This window comes from Phocaeicola sartorii JCM 17136 = DSM 21941, from assembly GCF_054653615.1.
In genome coordinates this window covers 927,522-954,426 of the sequence record NZ_BAAIFW010000005.1, presented here as the reverse complement: position 1 = coordinate 954,426, position 26,905 = coordinate 927,522, and the positions used below count along the sequence as shown (strand labels likewise).

The 26,905-nt window shown below is 46.0% G+C and carries 14 protein-coding genes and 1 pseudogene; 3 read left to right on the top strand and 12 right to left on the bottom strand.

Annotated features, from left to right (window positions below; genetic code table 11):
• Positions 1–11: 11 nt before the first annotated feature.
• The 8 genes and pseudogenes from ACYQ0C_RS04055 to ACYQ0C_RS04020 all read right to left on the bottom strand — a co-directional run bounded on the left by ACYQ0C_RS04055 (position 12) and on the right by ACYQ0C_RS04020 (position 18,331).
• Positions 12–641, bottom strand: coding sequence for a DUF1735 domain-containing protein (locus tag ACYQ0C_RS04055; protein ID WP_016277056.1), 630 nt, complete (start codon positions 639–641; stop codon positions 12–14).
• Between the two features lie 18 nt (positions 642–659).
• Entirely contained in the window at positions 660–1,556 is an 897-nt protein-coding gene (locus tag ACYQ0C_RS04050) for a discoidin domain-containing protein (RefSeq protein WP_016277055.1), read from the bottom strand.
• A gap of 35 nt (positions 1,557–1,591) precedes the next feature.
• Positions 1,592–3,256 (bottom strand): RagB/SusD family nutrient uptake outer membrane protein, encoded by a 1,665-nt coding sequence (locus ACYQ0C_RS04045; RefSeq protein WP_016277054.1) that lies wholly within the window; start codon positions 3,254–3,256, stop codon positions 1,592–1,594.
• Between the two features lie 41 nt (positions 3,257–3,297).
• The gene (locus ACYQ0C_RS04040; RefSeq protein WP_016277053.1) at positions 3,298–6,318 is read right to left on the bottom strand and encodes a SusC/RagA family TonB-linked outer membrane protein; all 3,021 of its coding nucleotides are present in this window, start codon (positions 6,316–6,318) and stop codon (positions 3,298–3,300) included.
• A gap of 39 nt (positions 6,319–6,357) precedes the next feature.
• Entirely contained in the window at positions 6,358–8,271 is a 1,914-nt protein-coding gene (locus ACYQ0C_RS04035; protein ID WP_016277052.1) for a RagB/SusD family nutrient uptake outer membrane protein, read from the bottom strand.
• Between the two features lie 29 nt (positions 8,272–8,300).
• Positions 8,301–11,441, bottom strand: a complete 3,141-nt coding sequence (locus tag ACYQ0C_RS04030) for a SusC/RagA family TonB-linked outer membrane protein (RefSeq protein WP_016277051.1) — start codon at positions 11,439–11,441, stop codon at positions 8,301–8,303.
• 211 nt (positions 11,442–11,652) lie between these two features.
• Positions 11,653–15,855, bottom strand: a complete 4,203-nt coding sequence (locus ACYQ0C_RS04025; RefSeq protein WP_016277050.1) for a hybrid sensor histidine kinase/response regulator transcription factor — start codon at positions 15,853–15,855, stop codon at positions 11,653–11,655.
• 126 nt (positions 15,856–15,981) lie between these two features.
• A pseudogene (locus tag ACYQ0C_RS04020) lies at positions 15,982–18,331 on the bottom strand (beta-galactosidase).
• Between the two features lie 603 nt (positions 18,332–18,934).
• Between ACYQ0C_RS04020 and ACYQ0C_RS04015 the strand changes: the two are divergent.
• From ACYQ0C_RS04015 to ACYQ0C_RS04005, 3 genes are read left to right on the top strand one after another with little or no spacing between them, the layout of a single operon-like run.
• Positions 18,935–19,867: an aldo/keto reductase gene (locus tag ACYQ0C_RS04015; RefSeq protein WP_016277047.1), complete on the top strand. Its 933-nt coding sequence runs from the start codon at positions 18,935–18,937 to the stop codon at positions 19,865–19,867.
• Positions 19,868–19,884: 17 nt separating this feature from the next.
• Positions 19,885–20,808, top strand: coding sequence for an amidohydrolase family protein (locus ACYQ0C_RS04010; RefSeq protein WP_016277046.1), 924 nt, complete (start codon positions 19,885–19,887; stop codon positions 20,806–20,808).
• A gap of 35 nt (positions 20,809–20,843) precedes the next feature.
• Positions 20,844–21,863, top strand: a complete 1,020-nt coding sequence (locus ACYQ0C_RS04005; RefSeq protein ID WP_016277045.1) for a zinc-binding alcohol dehydrogenase family protein — start codon at positions 20,844–20,846, stop codon at positions 21,861–21,863.
• Between the two features lie 82 nt (positions 21,864–21,945).
• Here ACYQ0C_RS04005 and ACYQ0C_RS04000 read toward each other — a convergent pair whose 3' ends face one another.
• From ACYQ0C_RS04000 to metA, 4 genes are all read right to left on the bottom strand, one after another.
• On the bottom strand, positions 21,946–22,590 hold the full coding sequence (locus tag ACYQ0C_RS04000; RefSeq protein WP_016277044.1) for a MarC family protein: 645 nt from the start codon (positions 22,588–22,590) through the stop codon (positions 21,946–21,948).
• Positions 22,591–22,900: 310 nt separating this feature from the next.
• The gene (locus ACYQ0C_RS03995; RefSeq protein WP_016277043.1) at positions 22,901–23,863 is read right to left on the bottom strand and encodes a hypothetical protein; all 963 of its coding nucleotides are present in this window, start codon (positions 23,861–23,863) and stop codon (positions 22,901–22,903) included.
• The gene (locus ACYQ0C_RS03990) at positions 23,850–25,679 is read right to left on the bottom strand and encodes a peptidase U32 family protein (protein WP_016277042.1); all 1,830 of its coding nucleotides are present in this window, start codon (positions 25,677–25,679) and stop codon (positions 23,850–23,852) included. Before ACYQ0C_RS03990 ends, ACYQ0C_RS03995 begins: the two co-directional genes overlap by 14 nt.
• Entirely contained in the window at positions 25,676–26,593 is a 918-nt protein-coding gene (gene metA, locus ACYQ0C_RS03985; RefSeq protein WP_016277041.1) for a homoserine O-acetyltransferase MetA, read from the bottom strand. The genes ACYQ0C_RS03990 and metA overlap by 4 nt, the downstream gene beginning before the upstream one ends.
• Positions 26,594–26,905 lie beyond the last annotated feature (312 nt).

Sequence of the window (26,905 nt, the reverse complement as noted above, 5' to 3'; positions counted from 1 at the left end):
TATAAATAGTCTTATTCAGCAGATTTCTGTTCTTTCTTCTCCACATACGCCACTTTGACAAAGCACATCCAGGTGTGTACCTTTTCGTTAATGGCATACGCCGTAGCATTCGAGATAGTCAATGGCAAAACATAAGTCTTATCAGCTTTCACCTCATTCTGTATATGTTCTATCAGCATGGGGGCATACAAGGTCAGAGACACGTCATCCGACAACTTGCTGTTGGCCGTCAACTTCAGTTTTCCGTTCTGTAACGTATAGTATTCTTCAGGCAGAAGTTCCACGTCAGCATATTTGGTATACAGCCCTCCTTCATCGGCACGGGCAATAGCTGTTTGCAGAGAGTCCTTGTTCACTGTCAGATCTACTGTTACATCTTGTGCGGAAACCCTGTCTTGATAAAGTGCCAGGTTCAGCTTGCACTCCTTATTCTTGACTGGTTTTTCCTCATCGAATTTAAATTCATACGTTGTATTGCATTCCGCACCATTCCATACGTTGCGTGCCTGCTTGAGTACCAACTGGTTGAAGTCAATGTCACCTTTATATTTCAAGTCTAAATACTCGTTGTCGCAGCCGGTAAAACCAAAGAAAAGAGCTGTGGCAACCAGCACAGATATCCATTTTATATTACGTTTCATGTTTTTGTTTATTAAATGTTAATCCAAAGGAACTGTTTCCGGGTCATATACTTCTACTTCCACATCATAGAACGAAAATTCCGACAGATGGAAGTAGTTGCTGTTTGTTGAAGCGGAAGTCACCAGAAAGCGAAAATACTTGAAAGGTTTTTGGGGGTTCACAAAGTCAGACGTATACTCTGTAGCACTGGAAACTGGAAGCCCGGACAAAGAAGCTACCGTTTCCCACTCTTCGCCATCGCTGCTGATTTGCAACTGAGCTGCTGTAGGGAAACCGTCCTGATTGCCCGAATCACGCGTAGTGTACTTAAAGGAAAATATCTCGTGCTCTTCCTTGAAATCGACCTGAATGTATTGAGGCATTGGCTTCTGCGGTGAACTCCAACGGGTATGGAAGAAAGTGCCGACATTTCCATCCAGCAAATTGGCTATCTCTCCCTCCGTAGGTTCCTGATTGTCGGTACTCAGTTGCTCATTGGCAAGAGCCACCTTAATACGCTTCTTTTCGGTTAGTACAGCCGGAGCCGGACCTGATTTGGCTGTCATTTCCGTCACACCGCTACCTTCATGACGGGCATTGAATGTCTGGAATCGGAAAGTATAGTCACCGAAACGTGCCCGTGTGTCTTCTATCAATAATTCTGAAGTTTTTTCAGACACAATTTTGCATATCTCCTCTTTTTGTAGTGGGTCTTGATAACGAATTTGCATATAGGCAAAGTCAGATTGCGCATTTGTCCAAGTCAGCTTGATGCTGCCGGGCAACGATTCTGCATTCACTGTAGAAACATCAAACGCTTCGGGTGCCCCTGTCGCTGCATCCACCATTTCGAAAGTTTCCAACTGGCTGTCGCAAGCTGCCAGTCCCAAGGAAAGGCAAGCTGCGGCAAACATATATTTCAAACAATATCTCATAATTTTCTTTTTTATCGGTTTAACTATTGTTTCATTTACCAACCCGGATTCTGCTTCAGATTACCATTTTTGCGTATTTCGGCATCGGGAATTGGGAAGAAATACATTTTGTCATTCCAAACCAGCGCCTTCTCCATTCGGTTATAGGAGAAACGATCCTCCGAAATCTTGTTAATCCGCATCCGAGTAATGCCAGTAAATCCGCCTTCCTTCCAACGGCGTACATCCCAAAAACGATGACCTTCGAAAGCCAGTTCTACCATACGTTCACGCTTATAACGATTCCAGAAGTCACCGTTGCTCATACCTTCAGAAAATCCCGGCATATCCACACCTCCACGGGCACGCACCTTGTTTACCGCTTCACGGGCAGACATAGGCAGAATGTCACATATACCATCCGCCGAACCCAAATACCGGAAGGTAGCCTCAGCATAGTTCAGTAGAAATTCGCCTAAACGGAATGCTATCCAACTATGACGCTTGCCGCCTGTGCTGTTGCCGGCACTGATGTCAATGCTTCCGTCCAAGTACTTCTTCAGATAATAACCTGTAGGAGTAGCATAAGAGATAGGCGCACCATTCTTGCCGCCCACATAGGTTTCCAACGGCTCGGGGTTGCTGTCGGGCCACTTGTCGCCATTGCAGGCTATCGTCATTTTAAAGCGAGGATCACGCCCTGCATAGGGGGCAGTAATACTGGGTTCACCGCCGTCCTGCATTTCATAGGCATCAACCAGAGTCTGTGTGGGACAATTGCCTGAACGGGCATTTTCCATGCCAATGGGGAAATTGTCATACTCGGGCGTAGCCGTATCGCCCACCCTACGAGCAAAGATTACTTCAGAAGCCTTGTAGTTATCAGTCCCCCAAAGATCGGTATATGCTCCCAGACTGATGCCATTCTCGTCACAGTAATCTATAACGTTCAAACTGGCCAATGCGGCATTCTTCCATAATTCCTCGTCTCCCGACTCATTGAACAATTTACTGGCATGATACAGTGCAGCACGGGCTTTTAAAGCCAATGCTGTACCGCGAGTCACGCGGCCTGTTTCCGGATTGGAACCGCCAGCGGCATCCTCTTCCAAATCCTTGTAAGATACGGGGAGCTCATAAGCTACGGCATCACATTCACTGATGATAAAGTCGAACACCTCATCGGCTCGTGTACGGCTGATGGAGTTAGCTTCTTCCTCTGTTAACACTTCTGTAGTGAAAGGTACATCCCCATAAGCTCGCACCAGACAAAAGTAATAGTAGGCACGCAGCAGACGTACTTCGTACTGATAACGGTTGAATCGGTTCATCTGAGCCTGATAATCTTCAGTGAAGCGCAGGTCATAGAAATCCAAACCTTTAGCTTCTTGCAGGAAATAATTGGCTGCACGGATACCCGAGTAAAGATTCCACTGTGATTTGGAATTAAGAGCCGACCAGTTGCCGTTGGTATAGTCTAATACAGAAGACCAAGAGACTGCCATTTCAGCCTCATCGCAGGCCGAAGCAAGCGAAGTGGTGCTAGGAAGGTCCTGCTCTAGGTATGAATAGATGTTGTTCACAAATCCTGCTGTACGTCCAAAATCACTGAACACATAATCCTTGCCGTAATTAGTAAATTCATGGTAATCCATTTTGTCACTGCAGCTAGAGAATACTGCCATACAAGCCAAGGACAGACATATATGCTTAAAATTCATAAGTTATTTCAAATTAATGGTTCAATATTAAAAGAATGCTGTTAGATGCCTACAGACAAACCCACATGAATAGAACGTGTGGCTGGCCACACACCATTGCCCATGGATTCAGGGTCGGTCAGGTCAATGTTGTCTATACTAAACAAATCCACACCTCTGACATAGACTTTAGCCTGCTTCATTCTGATTTTATCCAGCCACGTGGAAGGCAGTTTGTAATATACCTCGCAATTGCGCAACTTTAGGAATGAGCGGTCGGCCATCCACACGGAGCTGTTGTACTGCGTATTGTTATCCACCGTTTCCGTGCTTAATCGGGGAAAACGGGCAGTCGGGTTATTCGGTGTCCAGTGATTGTCCGCTGCATAGCGTGAAATGGAGATATTGTCCACCAACGGACGATACAAGTAGGAATCCAGATAAGCCGTATAATTGCCTGTACCCTGGAATTGGGCATAGAATCCAAGTCCTTTCCATTCCAGTCCCACATTGAATCCGTAATATATTTCCGGACAACTGGAATTATACCCCATAGGCACCATGTCGTTTTCATTGATGATCTTGTCACCGTTCATATCCTTGTACTTGATATCGCCGGGCTTTACAGGGCCAAACTGCTGGGGCAGGCTGTTGGCTATGTCGGCTTCATCAACAAAGTAGCCTATGGCTTGCAGACCGAAAATCTGCCCTACGGAATGACCGGTTTTGTATAAATAATCATACGCCCTGGGTTCCTCCAGCATTTCCTTGATTTTGCTACGGCTGAAAGAGAAGTTTCCTCCCAAATTCAGTTTGAAGTCGCCCCACTGCTTACTGTAGTCCGAGCCTATTTCCACACCGTGGCTGTCCACCACCCCGACATTCACATAAGGACTCTTCACTCCCAACACAGCTGAGTTCTGTCCAGCTGCACTAACCCAAATGTCCGAGCGTCTCTCATAGAAGCCATCTACCGAGAGGGTTAATCCTTTCAGCATAGATACGTCTAATCCTAGGTTATACTTATAGGCTTTTTCCGTAGTGCCGTCCAGCGAAGCCAGCCGGCCTTCAGTCCATCCACCGTCACTACCGAAGTTCTCCTGAATAGGATAACCATCGCCACCGCTTACTGATGTGTTCCAATATCCCTGCGAGGGGATGTTGTCCGTTTGGATAATTCCGAACGAAGCACGCAGTTTCATAAAGTCAATGATGTGTTGGTCTTTCATGAACGGCTCGTTAGAGATGAGCCAAGCCACACCTACGGTAGGGGCTATTCCCCAACGGCTGTCGGGATCCAGTTTGTTTGAAGCCGAGGTTGTCAAGGTGAAATCAGCGAAGTAACGGTTGTTGTAACCGTAGTGCGTGTACCAGGAAGCACTTTGTGTGTATAGCGTATTGTTTACCCCATTCATGTTGTCATACTTGTATGTGTACAGCAGCATGGTATAGAGGTCATGCTTGCCCCAGCTACGTTTCCAGTCCACATTGCCTTGAAAGTTGAAAGAGCGGTGCTGCCAGTTCAGCCAAGAGTTATCACCCGACACGTTGCCCACCGTACCGCCTTCAAAATTGGAATATTCCACGGGGACACCATTTTCCCATTGGGTAACGGACTGCATGCCGTATTTTTCCGTCTTCCGGTAATCTTCCAAATAAGAAGCTATATTGTCATAACCGATACGGATTGAAGCATTCAGTCCCTTGGTCAGTGAAGACAAGTTCTGACGGAGGACCATGTCGGCATACAAGGCGCGGGTATGCCCCTTGGTATACCCATGTCCCTGCGATAAGTAAACCGGATTCATGTCACCCTTCCAAGTAGAGTTACCTCCCCAAAGACCGTTTTCAGTACGGATAGGGAATGCGGCAGAAGGCACACTGAACACTTTTTCGATCAGTTTGTCACTATCGGACGAAGGACGACTGAATTCATTGAGCATACCCATAAGATTGGCTTGCATGCGGGTGGTTGAAGTCAGGTCAATATCTAGGTTGGAACGGAAGTTAGCCTTGGAATACTTGTCCTGAGTAGAATATCCTTCATTGACATTGGCGTTCCTGATGAAGCCCTTGTCGTTCTGTAAGTTCAGCAAGGTGAAATAGCGCAGCTTCGTTGAACCTCCGCGGAAAGTCAGGGTGGCTATGTCCGAAGAACCTCTTTCGCGGAACACCTCATCGGCCCAGTTTACGTTAGGGTACAGATAAGGGTATTGCCCACTTTTGAAAGCATTCAGTTCGTCTTTGGTATAACGTGCCATCCGCCCGTCATTGACCAGTGCTTCGTTCACCGACCTGGCATAGGTATAAGAGTCAGCCATTTCAGGTATGCGTGTCTGTGCATTGAATGAGTGGTCGTAAGTGAAATTTATTTCACGGGTGCGGTATTTGCCTCGTTTAGTCACCACATTCACCACTCCGTTAATGCCTCTATAGCCATAAAGTGCCACGGCTGCCGCATCGCGCAATACCGATACCGATTCTACCTCTTCGGGTGAAATAAAGTTTACGGCATTCCAGTTGTTGTCCCTTTCCAGCCCATCAATCACCAACAGAACGCCGTTGTTGCCGTTCAGTGTTTGCAAGCCACGGATGCTCATCGAAACATTCCGGTCTTGTACATTGCCTGTTTTCTGCATCGTGGTCAGTCCCGTTACATTACCATACAATGAGTTTCCCAGATTCATGGCCGAACGAGTATCTATGTCCTCGGCATACACCGTAGACACCGCTCCGACAGACTCCATGCGTGTATGCTTCAATCCGAACCCATAATCCACATTCTCCGATGCGAAATCCATCACCACCGTCATCAATTTCTTACCCTCGGCAGGCACCACCTTTACAGCGTCGTTCCACGTCAGCACTTTGATATCGCGACCTTCTGTAGCAGCTATATCAAACATACCGTTTCTATCTGTAGCCACCTGCACCTGTGGGTTGTCCACCACTAACACCAAGGCACCTTCAACCGGATTCCCCTTCAGGTCTATTACTTTACCTTTTACATTACAGTCCTGCCCAAAGGCGCTTGTCGCCATGCAAGTCATCATTGCCAGAACTGTTATCTTATATTTTTTCATATTGTTCATATTTATTCGTTGAATTATTCCTACAAGCGATCAATACCAACCCGGATTCTGTGTCAGTCCGTAATCCTTGTTCACTTCAGAGGGAGGAAAGGCTGACAGATACCATTTCGGACTGAAATTATTCCACCAAGAGCGTGCACTGTTGCTCAATGTAAACACTTCATAACGGAAGGCTAACGGATTGTTTGGAAATTCGTCTTTATTGCCGCTGGTTCCGCTCCAAGGTTTGTCACCACCACCATCATTGCGGTATATGCGTAATCCGTGTAGCTCTTTCCTGAACAAGTCATCACGCTTGTAGCGAATCATGTCGAAAAAACGCACATCTTCCAACCCTAACTCGCAGGCGCGTTCACGCAGGATCTCTTCGAGTAGCATATCCTTATCGATCGTCAGTTGCTTGCTGGGGTTGCACACATTTAGGTCTCCCAGTCCTACACGGGCACGTACTTTGTTCACCTGTTTTATGGCACCGGGCAAGTCGCCGGTCTGAAGCAGAGCTTCCGCATAAATCAGATAAACTTCAGCCAGACGCAAGTACGGCCATTCCAAGTAATGTCCTACTAGGCTTTCCTTTCCCTCTTTATAAAACTTGTAGAGGCTGAACCCTGTAGCGGTGGCACCATCTTCCAACCTAGACCCATCAATATTGTCACGTCCGCCTACCCAAAGTTCTGCAGCATGGTCGCCAAACTTAGCTCCATTCACTAGAATCGTTTCATACAGACGTGGGTCACGGATAGGCTTATTGTAGTCATTGTTTTCAAAGAATGGCTGCGCGCCATTCACCATTAATTGTTTGGTAAAAGGACTTCCGTCGCTCATAGGGAACATTTCCATAAATTCTAGTGTCGGTGTGTATCCGCCTTCGTCCTTCACCCAATCAGCCCAATGATACCACCAGTCCCAGTTATACTTGCCCATAACTCGTGTTGATATAAGCAATTCCGTATTTTCTTCACGGATAAAGTAAGCCTTGTTGAAAGCTTCCCGATAGGCTTCCGGAGTTTTGGAATCCGCCTGGATCAGTCCGTAATAACCTTCTTTCTCCAATTCAGTGAAGAAGTTCTGGCAAGCTTGCAGGCAAAGATTCCACCATTCACCGCTGTAACCGCCGTACCAGGCCTGACGGTTCTCTATGGCCAGTTGCGGATTTTCCAGACAATACGGCTCATTGTCATTGAACAACGGGCTGGCAGCAAAGAGCAGCACCTTGCACTTCAATCCCATGGCAGCAGCCTTGGTGAAACGTCCCTGCCAGTTTATATCATCACTGCCCAAATCCCAAGGAAGCACGGAAGCGGCCTCATCGAGCAATCCGACCATGAACTTCACCGTGGCTTCTGCCGTAGCGCGTGGAATTTCATAGATATCTTCTACTCCATATGATCGTTCCACTAAAGGCAGCCCTCCAAAATGCCGGAACAAGTCGAAATAGCGCGAAGCTATGATTACCTTAGCCTCGGCAGCCAAGCGTTCTTTTTCCTTGTCGGACATATCGGGTACACGCCCCACATTTTCTATGAACAGCAAAGCCGCTCGTATGCCCTCCCAGCAGTTCTCTTTCTTAAAGTTGAAACGTGTGTCATTATCATTGTTCTCATCACTAGCTTTATAGGAACCGGAATAATACTTGCGGTTCACCCCGTCCCACGAATTATGGCTGTGCCAGCAATCGGACAAAACTTCAAACATGCCTGTATTCATCTTTGCATCTAAGTCGTTCCATTGAAAGGGCAATCCGTAATACAAATAAGTATATGTTTTCCATAGGAAGGCACGGGCGTATTCAGCCTTGCCAAAGATTGTATCTTGTGTCATGTCACCCGTATCCGGTGCTTTCTCCAAAAAGCTGTCACCGAACTTTATCTGGTCCACACAAGATGAGAGGCCTATCATCGCTCCCAGCGATATCATCATAAACCATTTTGTCAGTTTTCTCATATTTTGAATCTTCTTATTAATAAATGATATTAGAATCCCACTTTAAGACCGATGTTGAACACACGGGTCAGGGGGTAATTGGGTCTGTCACTCGAACGTGACTCCGGGTCTCCCCACATATAATCCGTAAATGTCAGCAGGTTATATCCGTTTAAATACAAACGGCAGTCCTTCACTTTGATTTTTTCCAAGAACGGGAAGTCCATATTGTAGCCCAGTTCCACACTCTTCAAACGTAAATAGCTGGAATTCTTCAGACAGAGGTCTGACTCACAATAGTTATTACTGGCATGGCTACTGGAGGCCCGGGGAAACTCTGCCGTAAATGTGTCTGCTGATGAACGCCAGGTATGGTCATATTGATAAAGCAGTAATCCCTTGTCATTGGTATCGCCCAGCGGACGGCGAAACTCACTCAGCATACGATCTACATTCCAAGCACCAGTCCACTGCATAGAGAAGTCAAATTTACCCCAATTGAATCCGAAAGACAGACCTGCAGTATATTCGGGGACATCCGTATAGCCTATGTCACGGGTAGCGTCATTACCGTCTAGCTTGCCGTCCTTGTTCAGATCTTTATATATGGCATCACCGGGCACCAGTGTGATGCCGTGATCAGCAATAGGCATATCAAACTCTTCCTGATAACGGGCATCGGCTGTCTCGTCATAAAATCCCCAAAAATCGTACATTAAGCGTGAATTAATTTTGCGTCCCGTCTTGTACATCCAGGATTCGTTCTGTTTTACCTCATTCATATACACAATCTTATTTTCGCTATGAGATAGGTTGAAAGTAGTCCAGTAACGGAAGTTGTCGTTACACTGGTCATTCCATTTTACTTGTAACTCATATCCCTTGTTTTCTACTTCACCGATGTTCATAGAAGGCAGTACCATGCCCAGTACACTGGGCAGATAGTCTGGGGTGGTCAGGATATCCTTTCTGCGCTCCTTGAACCAGTCTGCCGATATACTCAGGCGATCATTCAGCAGGCTGAAGTCAATACCGTAGTTCTGCTTCAGAGAAGTCTCCCATTTGGAATAAGGATTGGATTGTGAAGCCTCCCATGCCCCCGGTTTGCTGTTGCCTACATTTTGTCCAAAGTGGTAGCCTCCATCACCTGAATAGCTGTATTTGCCCGGCAGATAGATAAAACGGTCAGACCCGTTCCTGTCGTTACCTACCAGCCCCACCGAAGCGCGCAGCTTTAGATAGCCAATCATTTTCTTTATCGGTTTGAAGAAAGCCTCTTCACTGACCACCCATCCCAGCGAACCTGCAGGGAAGAGTCCGTATCTGTTATCCTTGGCAAAGTTTTCCGAGCCATTGTAACCTACATTGAACTCAGCCATGTAACGAGAGTTCCAGTCATAAGTCACACGTCCCACCAAGCCTACATATCTGGAAGGGATGTAGCTATAGTTACCACCCGGATAATACCTCTTGGACTGGTTGTAGAGCGCTAAGGCCGACACGTGATGGTTGCCAAATCTGCGTACATAGTTCAAGGCCATTTCCATATACCAGTCTCTGCCTTTGCCGAAGTTGCCGTCGCTATAACTTAACTGGCTGTCAGCCCCCTGCTTCTTGAACGAGATGGAACCGTCGTCACCCACTACCGGGGTGTACGAAGCCACAGAAGCCGAAGCTTGTTTTTCGTTGGAATAAGAGGAATTATAAGCGCCCTTGAGCTTTAAAGAAAGTCCCTTTGTTATGAAATCCAGTTTCTGTTCCAAAGCCAAATCCACATTAAGCGCATTATAAGTCTTGATGCGTGCTCCGCGGCCATAATAGAAGCCCAAGCCATCTCGGCCGGTAAAAGGCAGATAGTCCGAATTCGACTTTACATACTTCCCGTTCACAATGCCCGGACTAGCAAAAGGAACAGCCCAATATAGTTTGCGAAAAAACTGAGCATGGTCTTCATCGGCTATAGGGGTCTGTTTAATATCCACAAATCCGCCTATGTTCACCGATAACAGGGTAGACTTGGTGACATCAAAATCCAAATTAGCGCGGTAATTATACCGCTTGTAGTCGAAGTTGAAATCATCGGCTGCACCGAATTGCTTGAACATACCGTTCTGCGAATAGAAGCCGGCCGACACGAAGTAACGCATACGGTCGGTACCCCCCGAGATATTCACATTGTGCTGCGACTGCATGGCTGCCTTGTTCATGCAGTAGTCTATCCAGTTAATATCGGGATAGAGCAAGGGATTGGTATGGTCGCGGAAAGAGACCAGTTGTTCATTAGAGAAAGTAGGCTTACCACCGTCGTTTACCATTAGCATGTTGTAATAGTCGGCGTACTGGTAGGAATTGGCAAATTCCAAGTCCTTAGTGCGCACATTTACACCCAGCGAAGTGGTAAAAGAAATCTTAGCCTTGCCCTCGGCACCGCGCTTAGTGGTAATCAAGATTACACCGTTGGCACCGCGTACACCGAATACGGCAGTAGCCGAGGCATCCTTCAGCACCGTGATGCTTTCTACTTCATTGGGGTCTATTTGCGACATGTCTCGCTCCACGCCGTCCACTTGAATGAGCGGAGCCGAAGAACCGGTATATGTAGCGATACCCCGCACGTAGATGTCGGCCACATCGGCACCCGGCTCGCCAGAATACTGTACGGACGACACACCTGTAACCTGACCGGAAAGCATGTTTTTCACCGAGGCAACCGGTGTCTTCAGCAGGTCGTCTCCTTTCATGGAAGAGATAGCGCCCGTTACCGACACCTTTTTCTGTACACCATAGGCCACTACCTGAACTTCGCCCAGCATCTGGGAGTCGTTCTCCAATTCTATATTTAAACTAACACCTTTCTTGATGATTACAATTTTGTCCTTGTAACCGATAAAACTAATTTTTAACTTTGAACCTATGGGAACATTGAGGGTAAAATGACCGTCCAAATCAGTGATACATCCCAGAGTGGTTCCCTCCACCGTTACATTGGCACCGATAACCGATTCTCCACTCGAATCTATTACTGTACCTGTTACCTTGACCGATTGCTGCTGTGCAGTCTGCACCACGGACGCTTCCGCCCCATACCCATGAACGGGAATGTACAGAAACAGACATAGCAGTATGGCAGCAGGAAGTAACCGTCGCAGTTTGGAAGCGATGTGCTCCAAACTTTTGTCTTGCATTTCCATTAGTAAATATTTTAAGATTAAACATTGATAATTAAACTCTGGCCTCGAAACGACATCACCGATATCCCTTCAAGTATCCGGGACAAAAATAGAGCATTAGACTGAAGACATCCTGCTAATACATACCAAACAGGTGGAGGAATGGTGCACGGACCATTCTTCCACCTAAAATGAAACGATTGCGACACCTTTCTGCCGCCATCATCGAGAACTATTCTTCCAAGTTACCGTTTTGCGTGAACTTTTCCATGTATTCCGACGGATGCATACCCATTTCTTTCTTGAAACTGCTACTGAAGTAACGGGGATCGTTGTAGCCCACGGCAAAGGCTAGTTCTGCTATGCGGATGCGCTTTTTCTCCTCCATGATGCGACAGGCTGCTTTCATGCGGATATTGCGCAGAAACGATACAAAAGTGAGACCGGTAAGCGACTTTAGCTTGCGAAAACAGGTAGATTTGGTAGTGTGCATCTCGTCAAGGAAACGGGAAAGGTCAAAATCTGGGTCATCTAGGTAACGGTTTACGCAATCCACGGCCTGTTTCAGGAATTCCTCGTCGATGCTGGTATATTCCAGTTCCTTGGCCTCGAACACCAGTTGATTTTTGAACTCTTTTCGCTTTTGCTGGCATGCACGCAGCAAATTGCCTATGCGTGCATGAAGTACACTCAGACTGAAGGGCTTGGTGATGAAAGCATCGGCTCCGCTCTCATAAGCCTCTACACGGTCTTCTTCCTGATTTTTAGCCGTAAGCAGTATAAGGGGGATATGGCTTATTTCCAAGTGACTCTTCACGTATCGGCACAGCGCTATGCCATCCATTTCGGGCATCATGACATCAGACACTATCAGTCCCACTTCGTGCTGTTCCAGCGTTTCGATGGCTATCTTGCCATTTACCGCTGTATAGATAAGGTATTCACGGTTCAGTAGTTTTGTCATTAGTTCCAGCAGTTCCACATTGTCTTCCACCAGAAGCAGTGCTGTGCGCTCTTCGTCCGGAGATGCAGTAGGGTCTGAAGCGCTTTTCCGGAGTATGGTTTCTTCATCCGGCTCTTCATAGACAGGTACGGGGGCAGCAACTACCTGTCCGGAAGCGTCCCGTTCTTCTGGTGCATAGGCCGTTTCGGTCATAGGCAGACGGATGTAGAAGGTCGTGCCATGTCCTTCCTCACTTTCCACTTCGATGGTGCCGTGGTGTAATGCCACTAAGTCGTGTACCAGCGAAAGCCCTATGCCGGTACCTATGGTGTTGAACTTGCGGTAGCTTCCTTCATAGAAACGTTTGAAGAGATCTTCCTGATGTTCTTTTGGTATGCCGGGACCGTTGTCCTTCACGGTCAGTCTCAGCATTCCATCGCCTTCTGTGACCAATTGTACCCGCACCGTTTCGTCGGGGCGGCTGTATTTGGCGGCATTGGAAAGCAGATTGTAAAGTATCTTGTCCATCTTGTCGGCATCAAACCACGTCACAAAGGGCTCACCGTCGTAGTCCAAAGCAAAGCGGATGTTCTTCTGTTGCATCAACGGGCGGAAGCTGTCCAATTCACGGCGGATGAACCGGGCTAGGTCGTCTAGGGAGACTTTCAGCTTAAGGTTGCCACTTTCAGCCTTCCTAAATTCTAGTATTTGCTGTAACAGGCGGATGAGACGGTTTATGTTGTTGGTCATCACTTGGTACTGTTCTTTGTAGGTCGGTGCCGTCTGCTTCATCTCGTCCACCGAAGCCGAAAGGATGGTCAGCGGAGTAAGCAGTTCGTGCGTAATGTTGGTGAAGAACTGCAGTTTGGCATGGTTCAGTTCCTCGGCCTTTTCCTTCTCCATCTCACGCAGATGAAGGGCGTTTTGCAGGCGCATGCGGTTGCGGGCCATCCTATAGAAATAACCAATGCTACCGGCTACGAGCAGCATGTACAGGGTGTAAGCCCACCAGGTTTTCCAAGGGGGCGGTAGTATAGTTACTTTAAGCTGTCGGGGAGTCTTGTTCCACAGACCGTTGGAGTTGGATGAATACATACTGAAGGCATAGGTACCAGGCTGAAGGTTATTATAGGATGCAAAACGGTTGGTGGCATCGGTATAGTGCCACTTCTTGTCGAACCCTTCGAGCCGGTAGGCATACAGGTTGCGTTGCGGATTGGTATATTCCAGAGCCGAGAACTCTAGGGTAAAATTATTCTGCTGGTAATCCAGCGTGATGTGGTCGGCAAACTGCGGAGTAAGGTCTGTAATCCTTTTCCGAGTTTCATAAGGCAGCGCGCTCCAAGGCTGACCGAATATTTTCAGTTCAGTCAGTTCGGGGCGCGAAGTGAAGCTTTCTTCTTCCAGTTCTTCGGGATAGAAGCTGTTGTAGCCGCGCAGACCACCGAAAAACAGTTTACCATCGGAAGCTTGGAAGGCAGAAGAACTGTTGAACACATTATCCTGCAAACCGTCAGCTGTGGTGTACAGACGAAAAGTTGCCGTAGTGGCATCATCGGCTACGGAAAGGCGTAACAGTCCTACATTGCTACCCAGCCACAAGTTGCCCGACCGATCTTGCAGTATACTTACCACGGCATCACCAGGCAGATTCCACCAAGTGTGCACAGGCAAAAAACAATCGCGGATGGCATCATAAAGATTCAGTCCGCTGCCTCCGGATCCGACCCAGATGCGTCCGCAACTGTCCTTGAAGATGCAATTGACATGGTCGTGATTCAGCTTGCCGTTACGAGTGGAGTATCGGAACACTCGGTAATTACGCCAATCGGTACCGGTTCCCTGTATCCGGAATATACCATTACGCTCGCTGGCCGCCCATATCTCGCCTTTTTCGCCTTCCTGTATTTGCAGAAAAATAATCTCATTCAACCGTGTGTTGTCGACCTCCAGAGAATCCAGCCTTACCGCACACCCGTCGATCGTGCGCATAGATATTCCGGTACGGGTAGCCACCCAAGTCCGGTCGGAGCTATCCTCGTACACATCGTAAATACAACTGCCGCAGATCCAAGCTTCACCTCCCGTGCCGGCATAGTATTTCACCCGGTGTCCCACCGGTGCATCGGGAATATATTCAAACAATCCAGCATTATAAATGCCTATCCAAATGTTCCCTGTTGAAGGACTCATCTGGAGGCACGATACCGAGGTGGAAATCCATGGATAGACAGCAAACTCAGGTATGTCGGTGAAATGAGTAAACTTTCCGGCTGGCAGCGAAAGAATTCCAAAGCCTGCCGAACCTATTCCCATCCACAGGTTGTTATCAGTATCCAGCATCAACCTCTTCACGGTGGTGTTGTGCAGGCAATGTTTTACTTCAGTCAATAATTTACATTCAAACAATGGTTTACGGGTATTCACTATATTGACACCACCGCCTATCATGCCCACCCACATCAGTCCCTGACGGTCGCAGGTTAAGGAAGCTACCTCGCTGCCAGCTATGGCATCTTCCGACTCGTCGGCGTAGCAATGGCTGAACGGTACATCGGCTGTGAGCTCCTGCTGTAAAGACAGCACACTCAGTCCGCAGCGTGTACCTACCCACAGCGTATGGGTCTGCACGTCTTCGGACAGAGCATATACCAAATTGTCCGACAGCGAACTTTTGTCTTCGGAATTGTTACTGAACGTAGTCCAAGTGGTGCGTTCGGGTTCATAAGGGTGGTTTAGCAACTGCAGTCCTGCCCCCCAAGTACCTACCCAGATGCGCCCCGCGCTGTCTTGAAAGAGCACGTGGGCCGAATTGTTCGGATTCATGCGCGGATAGCCGATAAAACGTCCCGTTTTGTACTCCTGACGCACCAGTCCGCTGCTCCAAGTGCCTATCCACACGTCGCCACGGTCATCTTCCATCAGTGACTTGATGCCCGACACTCCGAGTTTCCCTCCGGTAGCGTCATAGTCCAACGAAGTGAAGTCATCGTCTTCTTCACGATATTCGTACAAACCTCGCTCTGTGCCTATCAATATGCGTCCGACACTCGTAACCAGCAAAGTAGACACCCCACCGCTGTTAAGGAGATCGGTACCATATTTACGGATGCTCCCGGTGCGTTTGTCAAGCATATTCAGACCACTGCTGGTGCCTATCCACAGACGGTGTGAATGGTCTTCGGCCATACAATATACATTATTATCTGTCAGCAATGAGGGGTGAAACACGTTCGACTTGTAGGTGACGACGTTATAGCCATCGAAGCAGAATAGCCCGTTGCGTGTAGCCACCCAGATGTAACCATCGCAATCCTGGTAAACGGACTGGACATCCTTGCTAGGAAGGTTGTCCAGTTCTGGAAAACTCTTGAAATGAAAATCTGCCGTCCAAGCAGACTGTACAGTGAAGATTGATAAAAATAGAAGCCCACAAAAGAATCTTTTCACAAGTGTCATTGTGAGCAGATATATGTTGATGCGTTGTCTCATAGCAGAAATTTAAATTTTATATTGCAAAAATATAATTTTATGGATAACACAGCAAATATTCCTGTTATATATTCCACAGATAAACGTATCCTCGGACCTTGCTATGCCCTATACACCTGAAAATTTTCAATAACGGAAATTGTCTTTCCGCACATATACTTTGAAAAATTTGATACCTCCAGGAATTTCGCTCTCCATACGGGGCAGGTATTGTATCCCTCCTAAAGTGCATTCGGTTCCTAGGTCGATAACTACAGTATGTGGATATGCATCTTCGGACCGGGTACTCCAATAGGTAGATTCTTGAAGGTCGAAAAACTTGTCGGCAGAGCGGTTCACGTAAGCCACGTCTTCGCTGTCAGCATACTTCACTGTCCACAGTTCTCTAGACAAGCGGTTGCCTTGTCCGTCAAGCGCATACATCTCTGCAATGCAGGCCAGTCGGCTTCCGTCGTGGGCATTGAGGGCTTCCAGGCAGAAATAGCGTCCGTTCACCGGAGAGTCGAACTTCACTTCCTGCCAACCGTTTCCGGAACAGAAGCTGCCTGCAAGTACTGGCTTCTCGGTGGCAAGTTGCAGGTTCTCATTCTCGTTACGGTGCATCAGTGGCTTGCTCATCTGCAACTGCTCCAGCAACGGACGGTCCAGTCCCTCAGACCGAGTTTCTCTGGGCCCCACAATGTCGAACACCAGCACCTCATTAATCCCTTTTTCCAGCCAGCATCCGGGCACATAGAGCGTTTGTTGAGGTCCTATTTCCCAGATACGTCCTAATCCGCGTCCGTTGACATATACCAGCCCCTTTCCCCAAGTCTCGAAGTTCACAAAAGTATCACCCGGCTTCTTCACTTCGAAAGTGGCACGATAGCAACCTGGAATACGCTGTCCATGTTCGTCAGTAAGCGAGCGTATAGGCTTAAATTCCATATCTTTATAGAAGTCGTAGGTATCTGCCAGATTGAACACTTCCCAGTTTTTGAGATTGCATACAAAGGGATGGTCACCCATCTGCACAGTCAGTTCCACACGGTCGGTAATACCTTTGTAATCTTTAATGGAACGTCCGAAATTGATACGCCCCATGGCTTCCACCAGAATATCCAGACGGGTCCCCTGATGACAAGACGGCAAAGTGATCTGCTTCTCTCCGTTGCAGCGGTCTAGTTTGCCGATATAGCGTCCGTCTACAAACACTTGTGCATAGTCGTGAGCCTCGTTCACGGTGAGCAAAGCACCATCCGGAACGGCAGGAAGCGCAGTGCGATAAAGTATGCTGCCAAAACCTTGGTCGTAGTCTTCCATGGTGCGGATATGCTCATCGCACTTGGCTGCAGGCAGATTGCTGAACAAGGGAGCCACTTCGGTAAATTGAAAGGATCTGATGCGAATAGGTTTGATTAATGCAGGTACCTTGGCCTGTTTCTGTTCGCCCATGTATTTAGCCAGCGTCTTGCGTAGTTCCCAATATTTAGGAGTGGTCTGTTCGGACTCGCTGATAGGAGCATCATAGTCGTAAGACGTAACGTCGGGAGCAAAACCGGGTGAGTTGGCGCCGGCCCAGTGCCCCCAGTTAGTGCCTCCGTGCGTCATATACAGACTAAAGGAAATGCCTTTGGAAAGCATTTCGTAATACCAGCTATCATGTCAGTGGCAGGACGGGTCTCGTGATTGGCCCCCACTTGTCGAACCAGCCACTCCAGAATTCGGAACACATCAGCGGACTGTCCGGACGGAGTTCTTTGAGTCGGGCAAACTGCTGGTCAATGTCGGCTCCTGTTCCGAAATTCATAGTCCACACCAAATCATCCAATCCATTCTTGGTGAAGTTGGAAGCCCAGTCACACTGAAACAGAGTCACATCGCCATAGGCAGCACGCACCATGTCGCGTATCTTAGCCACATACTCCTTGCTCTCGCCATAAGAACCGTATTCATTTTCCACCTGTACCATGATAATGGGACCTCCCTTCCGGATGATAAGATCGCCCACCTGGCGAGCCACGGTCTCCTCAAAGAGGCGTACACGCTCCAGAAAGTAGGGATCTGACTCACGCAGGCGGATATTCTTCTTCTTCAACAACCACCAAGGCAGACCACCCATCTCCCACTCGGCACACACATAAGGGCCCGGACGCAGAATGACGTACATACCGTTGTCCTGGCAAAGGCGGCAGAAGGCAGCCAAGTCGTTCTGGCCTTCAAAATCGAACTGCCCGGGCTGTGGCTCATGCGCATTCCAGAACACGTACAAGCAAACGGTATTCATGCCCAATGCCTTGCAGAGCTTGATGCGGTGGTCCCAATAGGGGCGAGGAATACGCGGATAATGCAACTCGGCAGCTTTCACTACAAAAGGCCGTCCATTGAGCAGGAAAGAGCCCTTTCCCGCCTCAAAAGTTCCCAGCTGCTGAGCATACGTTGCCGGAGTAAAACACATGGCAAACAACATGACCAGCATGATGAAAAATTTCTTCATAAACTAAAAATTGGTATCAGATTAATAAATGAAAGCACTATCTGCTTCCTGTCTGCAAAATTATCCCTAAACCGAAAAAAACAGGAGGTAGAATGGTTCAAAACGGGGGAAAGATGTTTCTGCAGCCACCTAAATGTGTTAACTTTACATAAAAAACCGGCAGAAAGATGTATATTTCCCCGGCATTACAGCCTCCTACACAAATACTTGGAAAGGACATTGTCTTTACATCTTATGCCAGCTTCATTTATACCAATTGTTCCAATTAGCTATAGGACTTCGATTTGTGTTGCGGTTTTATCCACGATCAAATGCCTTATTATAAAGTTTCTGTTCGTCAGACCGGATATTTGCCGTAGGTTTCCTTCTGAATCCAACTTGCAATGAAACCCTTTCCTTAAGCTATGTGATTCCCATTTTTAGAACCCACTCGAAACTTACATCAGTTAGACACATTGAAATTTTTGTGCCACGGGTATCTGCCAAAAGCGTGCACACCTTTACGCAAAGGTTTACGTACTTTTTTCACTCCTTGCCACCACATTTCTAAAGGTTATTCCTCTATTTTTGATGCCGGAAATAAATCTAAAAATAAATAGAGCAATGAATTACAATGAAATCGGGAAAACCGGTATGCGGGTTTCCAATCTTAGTTTCGGCGCATCTTCATTAGGAGGAGTCTTTCATGATATCCGCGAAGCAGAGGGTATCAAAGCTGTTTACACAGCAGTAGAGCATGGAATGAATTTTATTGATGTATCTCCCTACTACGGACACTATAAGGCAGAAACCGTATTGGGAAAAGCTTTGAAAGAAATACCACGTGACAAATATTACCTCTCTACTAAAGTGGGACGCTATGGAAAAGATGGAGTCAACACATGGGATTATTCCGGAAAACGTGCTACGGAAAGCGTTTATGAAAGTTTGGAAAGACTCCACATTGAATACATCGATCTGATTAATGTACACGATGTGGAGTTTTCAGACATGAATCAAGTAGTCAACGAGACTTTACCTGCACTGGCAGAACTTAAGAAGAAAGGTGTTGTGGGACATGTAGGTATCACAGATTTGCAGTTGGAAAACTTGAAATGGGTCATTGACCACTCGGAGTCCGGAACAGTGGAAAGTGTACTCAACTTCTGCCATTATTGTCTGAATGACGAGAAACTGGCTGATTATCTGGATTACTTTGAATCAAAGAATATCGGTATCATCAATGCTTCCCCCCTTTCAATGGGATTGCTTTCCCTGCGTGGAGTTCCTGCGTGGCATCCGGCTCCCCAAGCATTGGTAGAAGCTTGCCGGAAAGCCGTTCAACATTGTCAGTCTAAAAACTACCCGATAGAGAAACTGGCCATTCAATATTCTGTCAGCAATCCACGCATCGCCACTACATTGTTCAGTTCGGCCAATCCGGATAATGTATTGAAAAATATAGCATACGCCGAAGAACCCATCGACTGGAATCTGGTAAAGGAAGTGCAAGAAATTATCGGAGAACAAATGCGTGTCAGTTGGGCTAATTCATAACAAAAAGGAGAATAATGATGGATTTTAACATAATAGACGCACATTCCCATCTTTGGTTACGGCAAGACACGGAGGTCAATGACTTGCCTATCCGCACATTAACCAACGGACGATCGTTATTCATGGGAGAAGAACGTCAGATGGTTCCGCCTTTTATGATTGACGGACGGAATAGCGCTGAGGTTTTTCTCTCAAACATGGACTATGCACAAGTATCGGCTGCCGTAGTCACTCAAGAATTTATTGATGGCATCCAGAATGAATACCTCACAGAAGTGATCAATAAGTACCCGGACCGTTTCTTTGTATGCGGAATGTGCGAGTTTCGTAAGCCCGGTTATCTGCAACAGGCCAAGGAATTGATAAATTCTGGTTTCAAAGCAATAAAAATCCCGGCACACCGCCTTTTCCTAAAAGAAGGAAGAATCATGCTGAACTGTGACGAAATGATGGAAATGTTCCATTACATGGAAGATAAAGGCATTATCCTTTCCATTGATCTGGCCGATGGAGACACGCAAGTGCAGGAGATGAAAGAAATTATCCAGGAATGTCCGCAACTAAAAATCGCTATCGGACATTTCGGTATGGTCACAACCCCTCATTGGCAGGAACAAATTAAATTGGCCCGGCATACCCATGTCATGATAGAATCGGGAGGTATCACTTGGTTGTTCAACAGTGAATTCTACCCATTTGCCGGAGCGGTGAAGGCTATCAAAGAAGCAACAGATCTGGTAGGTATAGACAAACTAATGTGGGGATCGGATTACCCGCGGACCATTACGGCCATTACTTACAAGATGTCTTACGATTTCATCCTTAAAACGACAGAAATGACACAAGAGGAGAAAGCTCTTTTTTTAGGTAAAAACGCTGAAAGATTTTATGGTTTCAAAAATCTCGTATCTCTTCCTTATATTAAAAATATGTCAGAATAACCAACTGACACTTATCACTTAAAAACAAATAGAAAATGAAAGCAATTCAAATTACCGCTCCTTCCGAAATGAAGGTAGTAGACATTGAAAAACCGGAATTGAAACCGGGAGAAGTTCTAGTAAAAATTAAGTATGTCGGCTTTTGCGGATCGGACTTGAATACATTTTTAGGACGTAATCCGATGGTTAATCTGCCGGTTATTCCGGGGCACGAAGTGGGAGGCGTTATTGAAGCTATAGGTGAGGATGTTCCGGAATCATTAAAACCCGGCATGAGCGTCACTGTCAACCCTTATACCAATTGCGGAAAATGCGCTTCATGCCGTAACAGTAAAGTGAATGCATGCGAACATAACGAAACATTGGGGGTTCAACGCAATGGTGCCATGTGTGAATATATCGCATTGCCTTGGAGCAAAATAATCCCGGCCAGTCAAATTCCTCCTCGTGACTGCACGCTGATCGAACCGATGAGCGTAGGCTTTCATGCTGTTTCCCGAGCACAGGTTACAGATATTGACATAGTGATGGTCATTGGTTGTGGAATGATCGGTATGGGAGCTATTGTACGTTCAGCTCTTCGCGGAGCTACCGTTATCGCCGTAGATCTGGATGACGAGAAATTGGAACTTGCCAAACGGGTAGGCGCACACCACACCATCAATTCCATGACAGAAAATGTGCACGAACGCTTGACTAAGATTACGGAAGGATTCGGCCCAGATGTAGTCATTGAAGCAGTAGGCAGTCCTGCAACCTATGTCATGGCCGTCAATGAGGTCGGATTTACCGGAAGAGTCGTATGTATAGGTTATGCAAAATCAGAAGTTTCTTTTCAAACTAAATATTTTGTCCAAAAAGAACTTGATATCCGCGGATCGCGTAATGCACTGCCCGCAGATTTCAGAGCAGTTATCCGCTACATGGAACAGGGAACTTGCCCAAAGGATGAATTGATCAGCAAAGTAACCAAACCCGAGACTGCACGACAGGCTATGGAAGAATGGGCGGCAGCTCCCGGAAAGGTATTCCGCATATTAGTCGAGTTTGACTGACAAAATCCATACCAATTCCCCCAATGTGCTCAAAGTGAATTAAATAATCATATTTCCACCTTGAGCACATTCTCTTTTTTGATTAAATCCTGCTCGATTGGATAATGTCAATCAATATCGGACGGAGCCCGCTAACGAAACACTCTACGGCTATTACCATCAAAATAAGTCCCATCAAGCGCATCATTACATTATTTCCAGTCTCGCCAAGAATAGAAACCAGCCGGGTAGAAGCCCGCAATATAAGATAAGTGATAAAATAAATCAAACCAATCATTCCAATCAAAATTCCCTTCATGGTCCAAGTATTGGCATCATCCATCAGCATAATTCCGTTAGCAATGGCACCGGGACCGCAAAGCATAGGAATAGATAACGGGGTAATCGAAATATCATTGGCATACGTTTTAATTTCTTCGTCTTTCAACTTCGTATTGGTAAAACGTGCCTGCAGCATATCATAACCAATTTTCAAAATAATAAAACCGGCAGCAATACGAAAACCATTGGTCGATATTCCAAAGAATTTGAATAAGAATTGCCCGGAGAACGTAAAAGCCAAAAGTGTTACAAAAGAGATGATCGTAGCCCGTTTCACAATATGACGCCGTTCTTCATCATCCATACCTTTAGTCATGGTTAAAAATACAGGCATGGTGCCCAATGGGTTGGTTAATGTGAAAAAAGAGGTAAAGCATAGTAATGCAAATGGTAATAATGTATCCATTGAAGTATTATTTTTAGGTTATGGGCAAAAGTAATCTATAATTAGCAAATGAGCAATAGTAGAGATCATATTTCGCAAACAGGCACAACAAAAAAAGGGACTGTTCCCAAAACGACAGCCCCTTCCTGTTTCCACATTTACCAAACCAGATTTATTCTTTATCTTGCTACACAAGCACTTTATTATCACTCCCAATGGAGCTTATAACTCCTGAAACAGAGCAACTCGTTTTTAATGTATACACATAGGGGAAATGCAGTTTACAAAAGGAAACTGCGTGGAATTTTGTTAAAAGAATCAAACAACAGGACTATTCATTGACAGCACCGCAGTGAGAACATACCCCTTTATTCTTCATCTTCGCTCCGCAATTTCCACAACTGAATTTATATAGCGAAGCGTGCTTTATACGATTAAATGACCATACGGCATATACCAGCAAGCATGGATATCCCAAATAGTAATATGTTGTAAATGTGAAGAATAAGTATAAAAAGATACAGCAGGACATCAATCCCAACAAATAAAAAAGCGCTGTCTCAGCATGTGTCTGATGAAACAAATCATCTAAAGTAGCCAGCCCTACAAGAATAATCCCCCAGACATTGAGCATGAAAAGAGAAAGAATAAAGGGCATACTAAAAGGATTCAAAGAAGGATTATAATAAAATTGCTCCCAAGTCCCCGGAACAAAATGCTGGATACTGGCATAAAGTGTAGCTGCGGTAGCTACCAGCCACAAAAGAATAGTAGGAAAAATACTATCAATATCATTCAACCAGATAAGTTGCAGTTTCTGACGACGAACAGCCCTATGGATATACCAAATGCCGAAAAGCCCTAATATCATCAAAAAAGCTATGGTATGGGAATTACTGAAAAAATGAATGAATTGTGACACCGGATCCACAGGAACTACTTTTTTCAATAATTCCTTTTCATGCACCCATCCCATGGTTTCCTGGTCCCGTGCCACCTTCACCCATACGGAGTCCACACTGTCAGCCGGCTGTACCATAAATTCCGCCACCACCAGTCTTTCTCCCTTAAAAACAGGAAGCACATCCACCAATGGCAGTTGCTGTAGCATTAGCGAATCAGAAGTAACTTCAAAATTACTGTTTAATGTATAATGCCGCTCCATCAAACAATTGACAGAATCCTTTGTCTTTGGTGGCATATCCTCGCCCGAAGTAACAAGCGAAGGATATTGGCAAGCCATCAAAACAGCCAATACAAAAAACAGCAACCCGATGTACTTACTTTTCAGCATATACTTTCATCTGACAATTTTTACAATCAAATCCTAAACGAAAACGTCTGCCATCCGAACCGACCAGATAATAAGGTTCCTTATAAGGAGAACGCACTTTATGCCAAGTGGGACACCATCCCATGCTATAACGCAGACAATGCTTGCAGAACATCAGTACTGCATCTTCTACCGGAGCTTTTTCATAAGCCGGAGCAATACGCTGCACGCCATGATTCCTATAGAATGAAACAGCATCGGCATTCATCACATTTCCCAGATAAGTCAATTCATTCACAGGATAAGCATGATGCGTTTGGGGCAACTTGCAAATCTCCCGCCGATAGTTAATGCGCCGCACTTCCAACAGCTTCTCTATTCCCTTACGACGAAGTTCGGCAAGCATAGAGGCCGGAATAAACCAATTGTCCGACCAGTCAATCACTATGTCCAAAGCCTCAAAAGGGGTATTTCCCAACTTGCCAAGTTGTGTGCGCAGATTGTCTTCCTGCGGAGTACGGGCACGTTCCTTCTCCCTTTCCAGCACCACACTGACACTGTTGGCATCTTCATCGGACAGGGTCAGGGTAAAGCCGAAATTATTCTCAGCCAATTTTAAGACGACCGCAATTTTCCTTTCGGCGGATTTACGCGACATCAATCTCTCAAATTCCTGATCAAAATTACGATAAAGTAGTGTACGAGGCTTTATCCGAGGCATCTCCTGAGGAAATAATTTATTATTCTCCACCCGGTTTATGCGAAATCCTTGCAACTTACCGGTCTCATCCAAAAAACAGACACCATCTCCATTATTAAAGGACTTGACTCCGGCTACAGTCAGATAATTGCCACGAATTTCCTTCACCGTCCCCATCTCCTCCCCCAAAGACTTGGGAGTATCGAAAGAAAAAATATCCTTATTCCGGTCAAAGAGAAAATAATGAGTAAAGCCACGGCTGAAACTCTTGTCCAACTGAGGTTTGAACTCCAATCTCACTTTTCCGGATGATGCACGAATATACTCCTTACGGCGTTTAAAAACAGCATCCAGCTTCTGACGATAATAAGCTGTTACATTTTTAACGTAAGACACATCCTTCAAACGCCCCTCTATTTTCAGAGAAGAAACTCCGGCATCCAACAATTGTTCCAACTCCTCACTCTGGTTCAAATCTTTCAGAGACAACAAATGCTTATTCCTTACTATGGATTTACCACCCGCATCTTCCATATCGAAAGCAAGACGGCAGAACTGGGCACACTCCCCCCGGTTGGCGCTACGCCCGAAACAAGCCTGACTGACATAACACTGTCCGCTATAGCTTACACACAAAGCACCATGTACAAATATCTCCAAGGGTACTTCAGGACAAACATGATGGATGTTTCCTATTTCAACAAGAGAGAGTTCACGAGCCAATACCACCTGACGGAAACCCGCCTCAGCCAGAAATTTCACTTTTTGAGGAGTACGATTATCCATCTGCGTGCTGGCGTGTAACGGTATAGGAGGCAGATTCAATTCCAACAATCCCATATCCTGTACTATCAAGGCATCCACTCCGACACGGTATAAATCCCAGATCATTTCTTCCGTCTCTTTCAGTTCCTCATCCTTCAGAATAGTGTTCACCGTCACATAGATACGGACATTATATACATGGGCGTACCGCACCAGCTCAGCAATATCCTCCAATGAATTTCCCGCAGCCGCGCGTGCGCCAAAACGGGGCGCACCCATATAAACGGCATCGGCACCGTGGTCAACAGCTGCGATGCCGCACTCCAGATTTCTGGCGGGAGCCAATAATTCTATTTTTCGTTGTCTGATCATCGTATTTCGTTTATATCAAACGGGGTTTCTTGATATACATAATAATTCAGCCAGTTGGAAAACAACAAGTTGGCATGTCCGCGCCAGCGCACCACCGGAGCATTATCCGGATTATCATCCTTATAATAATTTACAGGCTTCTGAATAGGCAATCCTTTTCCCAAATCCCGCTTATATTCCGTATCAAGCGTATAGGGTGAATACTCCGAATGTCCGGTAATAAAGAACTCACGCCCGTTACGCGCCATAGCCATATAAACGCCGGACTCATCAGATTCGGCTATCAAGCTCAAGTCCTTCACTTTCAAAATGTCCTCACGACGTATCTCGGTGTGACGACTGTGCGGCACAAAGAATTCATCATCAAATCCACGGAATATAGGCAAGCCCTGCACATTGATATGATGACGAAAAATACCAAACATTTTTTGTTCCAGCGGATATTTGGGAACTCCATAGAAATGATAAAGTCCGGCCTGGGCCGCCCAACAAATATAAAGAGTCGAGGTAACATGAGTACGCGCCCAATCAAAAATAGTCGTAATCTCATCCCAATAATTCACATCTTCGTATGGCATCTGTTCTACCGGAGCCCCCGTAATAATCATTCCGTCATATTTCTCGTCACGCATCAAGTCGAAGTCACGGTAGAATGCTTTCATGTGTTCTACCGGTGTATTTTTCGATGTATGGCTTTTCAACTTCATAAATGATATTTCCAACTGCAAGGGGGTGTTGGAAAGCAAACGCACCAGATCCGTCTCTGTTGTTATCTTCAACGGCATCAAATTCAATATCACTATTTTTAACGGACGGATATCCTGTGTACTGGCACGCGAATTGTCTATGACGAAGATATTTTCTTCCTTCAGCAATTCAATGGCAGGTAATTTATCGGGTAAATTTAACGGCATTTTCTTATCTATTAATTAGTTGCAGGTGCAAAATTAAAAAAAATCCCGCCAATTCTCCTTACTTGGTCATCATTTGGAACAAATAAAATGCAAATTCTCTTTTTCCGGCTTATCCCAGAAACCACTCATCACATTCATTTTTCGGTTTTACTTTAAAAACAAACGGATATTTTCAAAAAAAATCGTACCTTTGGGCGCTAGTTAAGATAAAATTCTTAATAAAGCCAATATATTAAAGATAAAAACCCATAAAAACGCCTATGATAAAAACTATTTTTTCACTGTCGGAAAATACATATTCCCGCTATTTCC

What these genes read in the sequence shown, in the direction of transcription:
- ACYQ0C_RS04055 (WP_016277056.1), bottom strand. Translation starts at nt 641, where the DNA reads ATGAAACGTAATATAAAATGGATATCTGTGCTGGTTGCCACAGCTCTT.
- ACYQ0C_RS04050 (WP_016277055.1), bottom strand. Translation starts at nt 1,556, where the DNA reads ATGAGATATTGTTTGAAATATATGTTTGCCGCAGCTTGCCTTTCCTTG.
- ACYQ0C_RS04045 (WP_016277054.1), bottom strand. Translation starts at nt 3,256, where the DNA reads ATGAATTTTAAGCATATATGTCTGTCCTTGGCTTGTATGGCAGTATTC.
- ACYQ0C_RS04040 (WP_016277053.1), bottom strand. Translation starts at nt 6,318, where the DNA reads ATGAAAAAATATAAGATAACAGTTCTGGCAATGATGACTTGCATGGCG.
- ACYQ0C_RS04035 (WP_016277052.1), bottom strand. Translation starts at nt 8,271, where the DNA reads ATGAGAAAACTGACAAAATGGTTTATGATGATATCGCTGGGAGCGATG.
- ACYQ0C_RS04030 (WP_016277051.1), bottom strand. Translation starts at nt 11,441, where the DNA reads ATGGAAATGCAAGACAAAAGTTTGGAGCACATCGCTTCCAAACTGCGA.
- ACYQ0C_RS04025 (WP_016277050.1), bottom strand. Translation starts at nt 15,855, where the DNA reads ATGAGACAACGCATCAACATATATCTGCTCACAATGACACTTGTGAAA.
- ACYQ0C_RS04015 (WP_016277047.1), top strand. Translation starts at nt 18,935, where the DNA reads ATGAATTACAATGAAATCGGGAAAACCGGTATGCGGGTTTCCAATCTT.
- ACYQ0C_RS04010 (WP_016277046.1), top strand. Translation starts at nt 19,885, where the DNA reads ATGGATTTTAACATAATAGACGCACATTCCCATCTTTGGTTACGGCAA.
- ACYQ0C_RS04005 (WP_016277045.1), top strand. Translation starts at nt 20,844, where the DNA reads ATGAAAGCAATTCAAATTACCGCTCCTTCCGAAATGAAGGTAGTAGAC.
- ACYQ0C_RS04000 (WP_016277044.1), bottom strand. Translation starts at nt 22,590, where the DNA reads ATGGATACATTATTACCATTTGCATTACTATGCTTTACCTCTTTTTTC.
- ACYQ0C_RS03995 (WP_016277043.1), bottom strand. Translation starts at nt 23,863, where the DNA reads ATGCTGAAAAGTAAGTACATCGGGTTGCTGTTTTTTGTATTGGCTGTT.
- ACYQ0C_RS03990 (WP_016277042.1), bottom strand. Translation starts at nt 25,679, where the DNA reads ATGATCAGACAACGAAAAATAGAATTATTGGCTCCCGCCAGAAATCTG.
- metA (WP_016277041.1), bottom strand. Translation starts at nt 26,593, where the DNA reads ATGCCGTTAAATTTACCCGATAAATTACCTGCCATTGAATTGCTGAAG.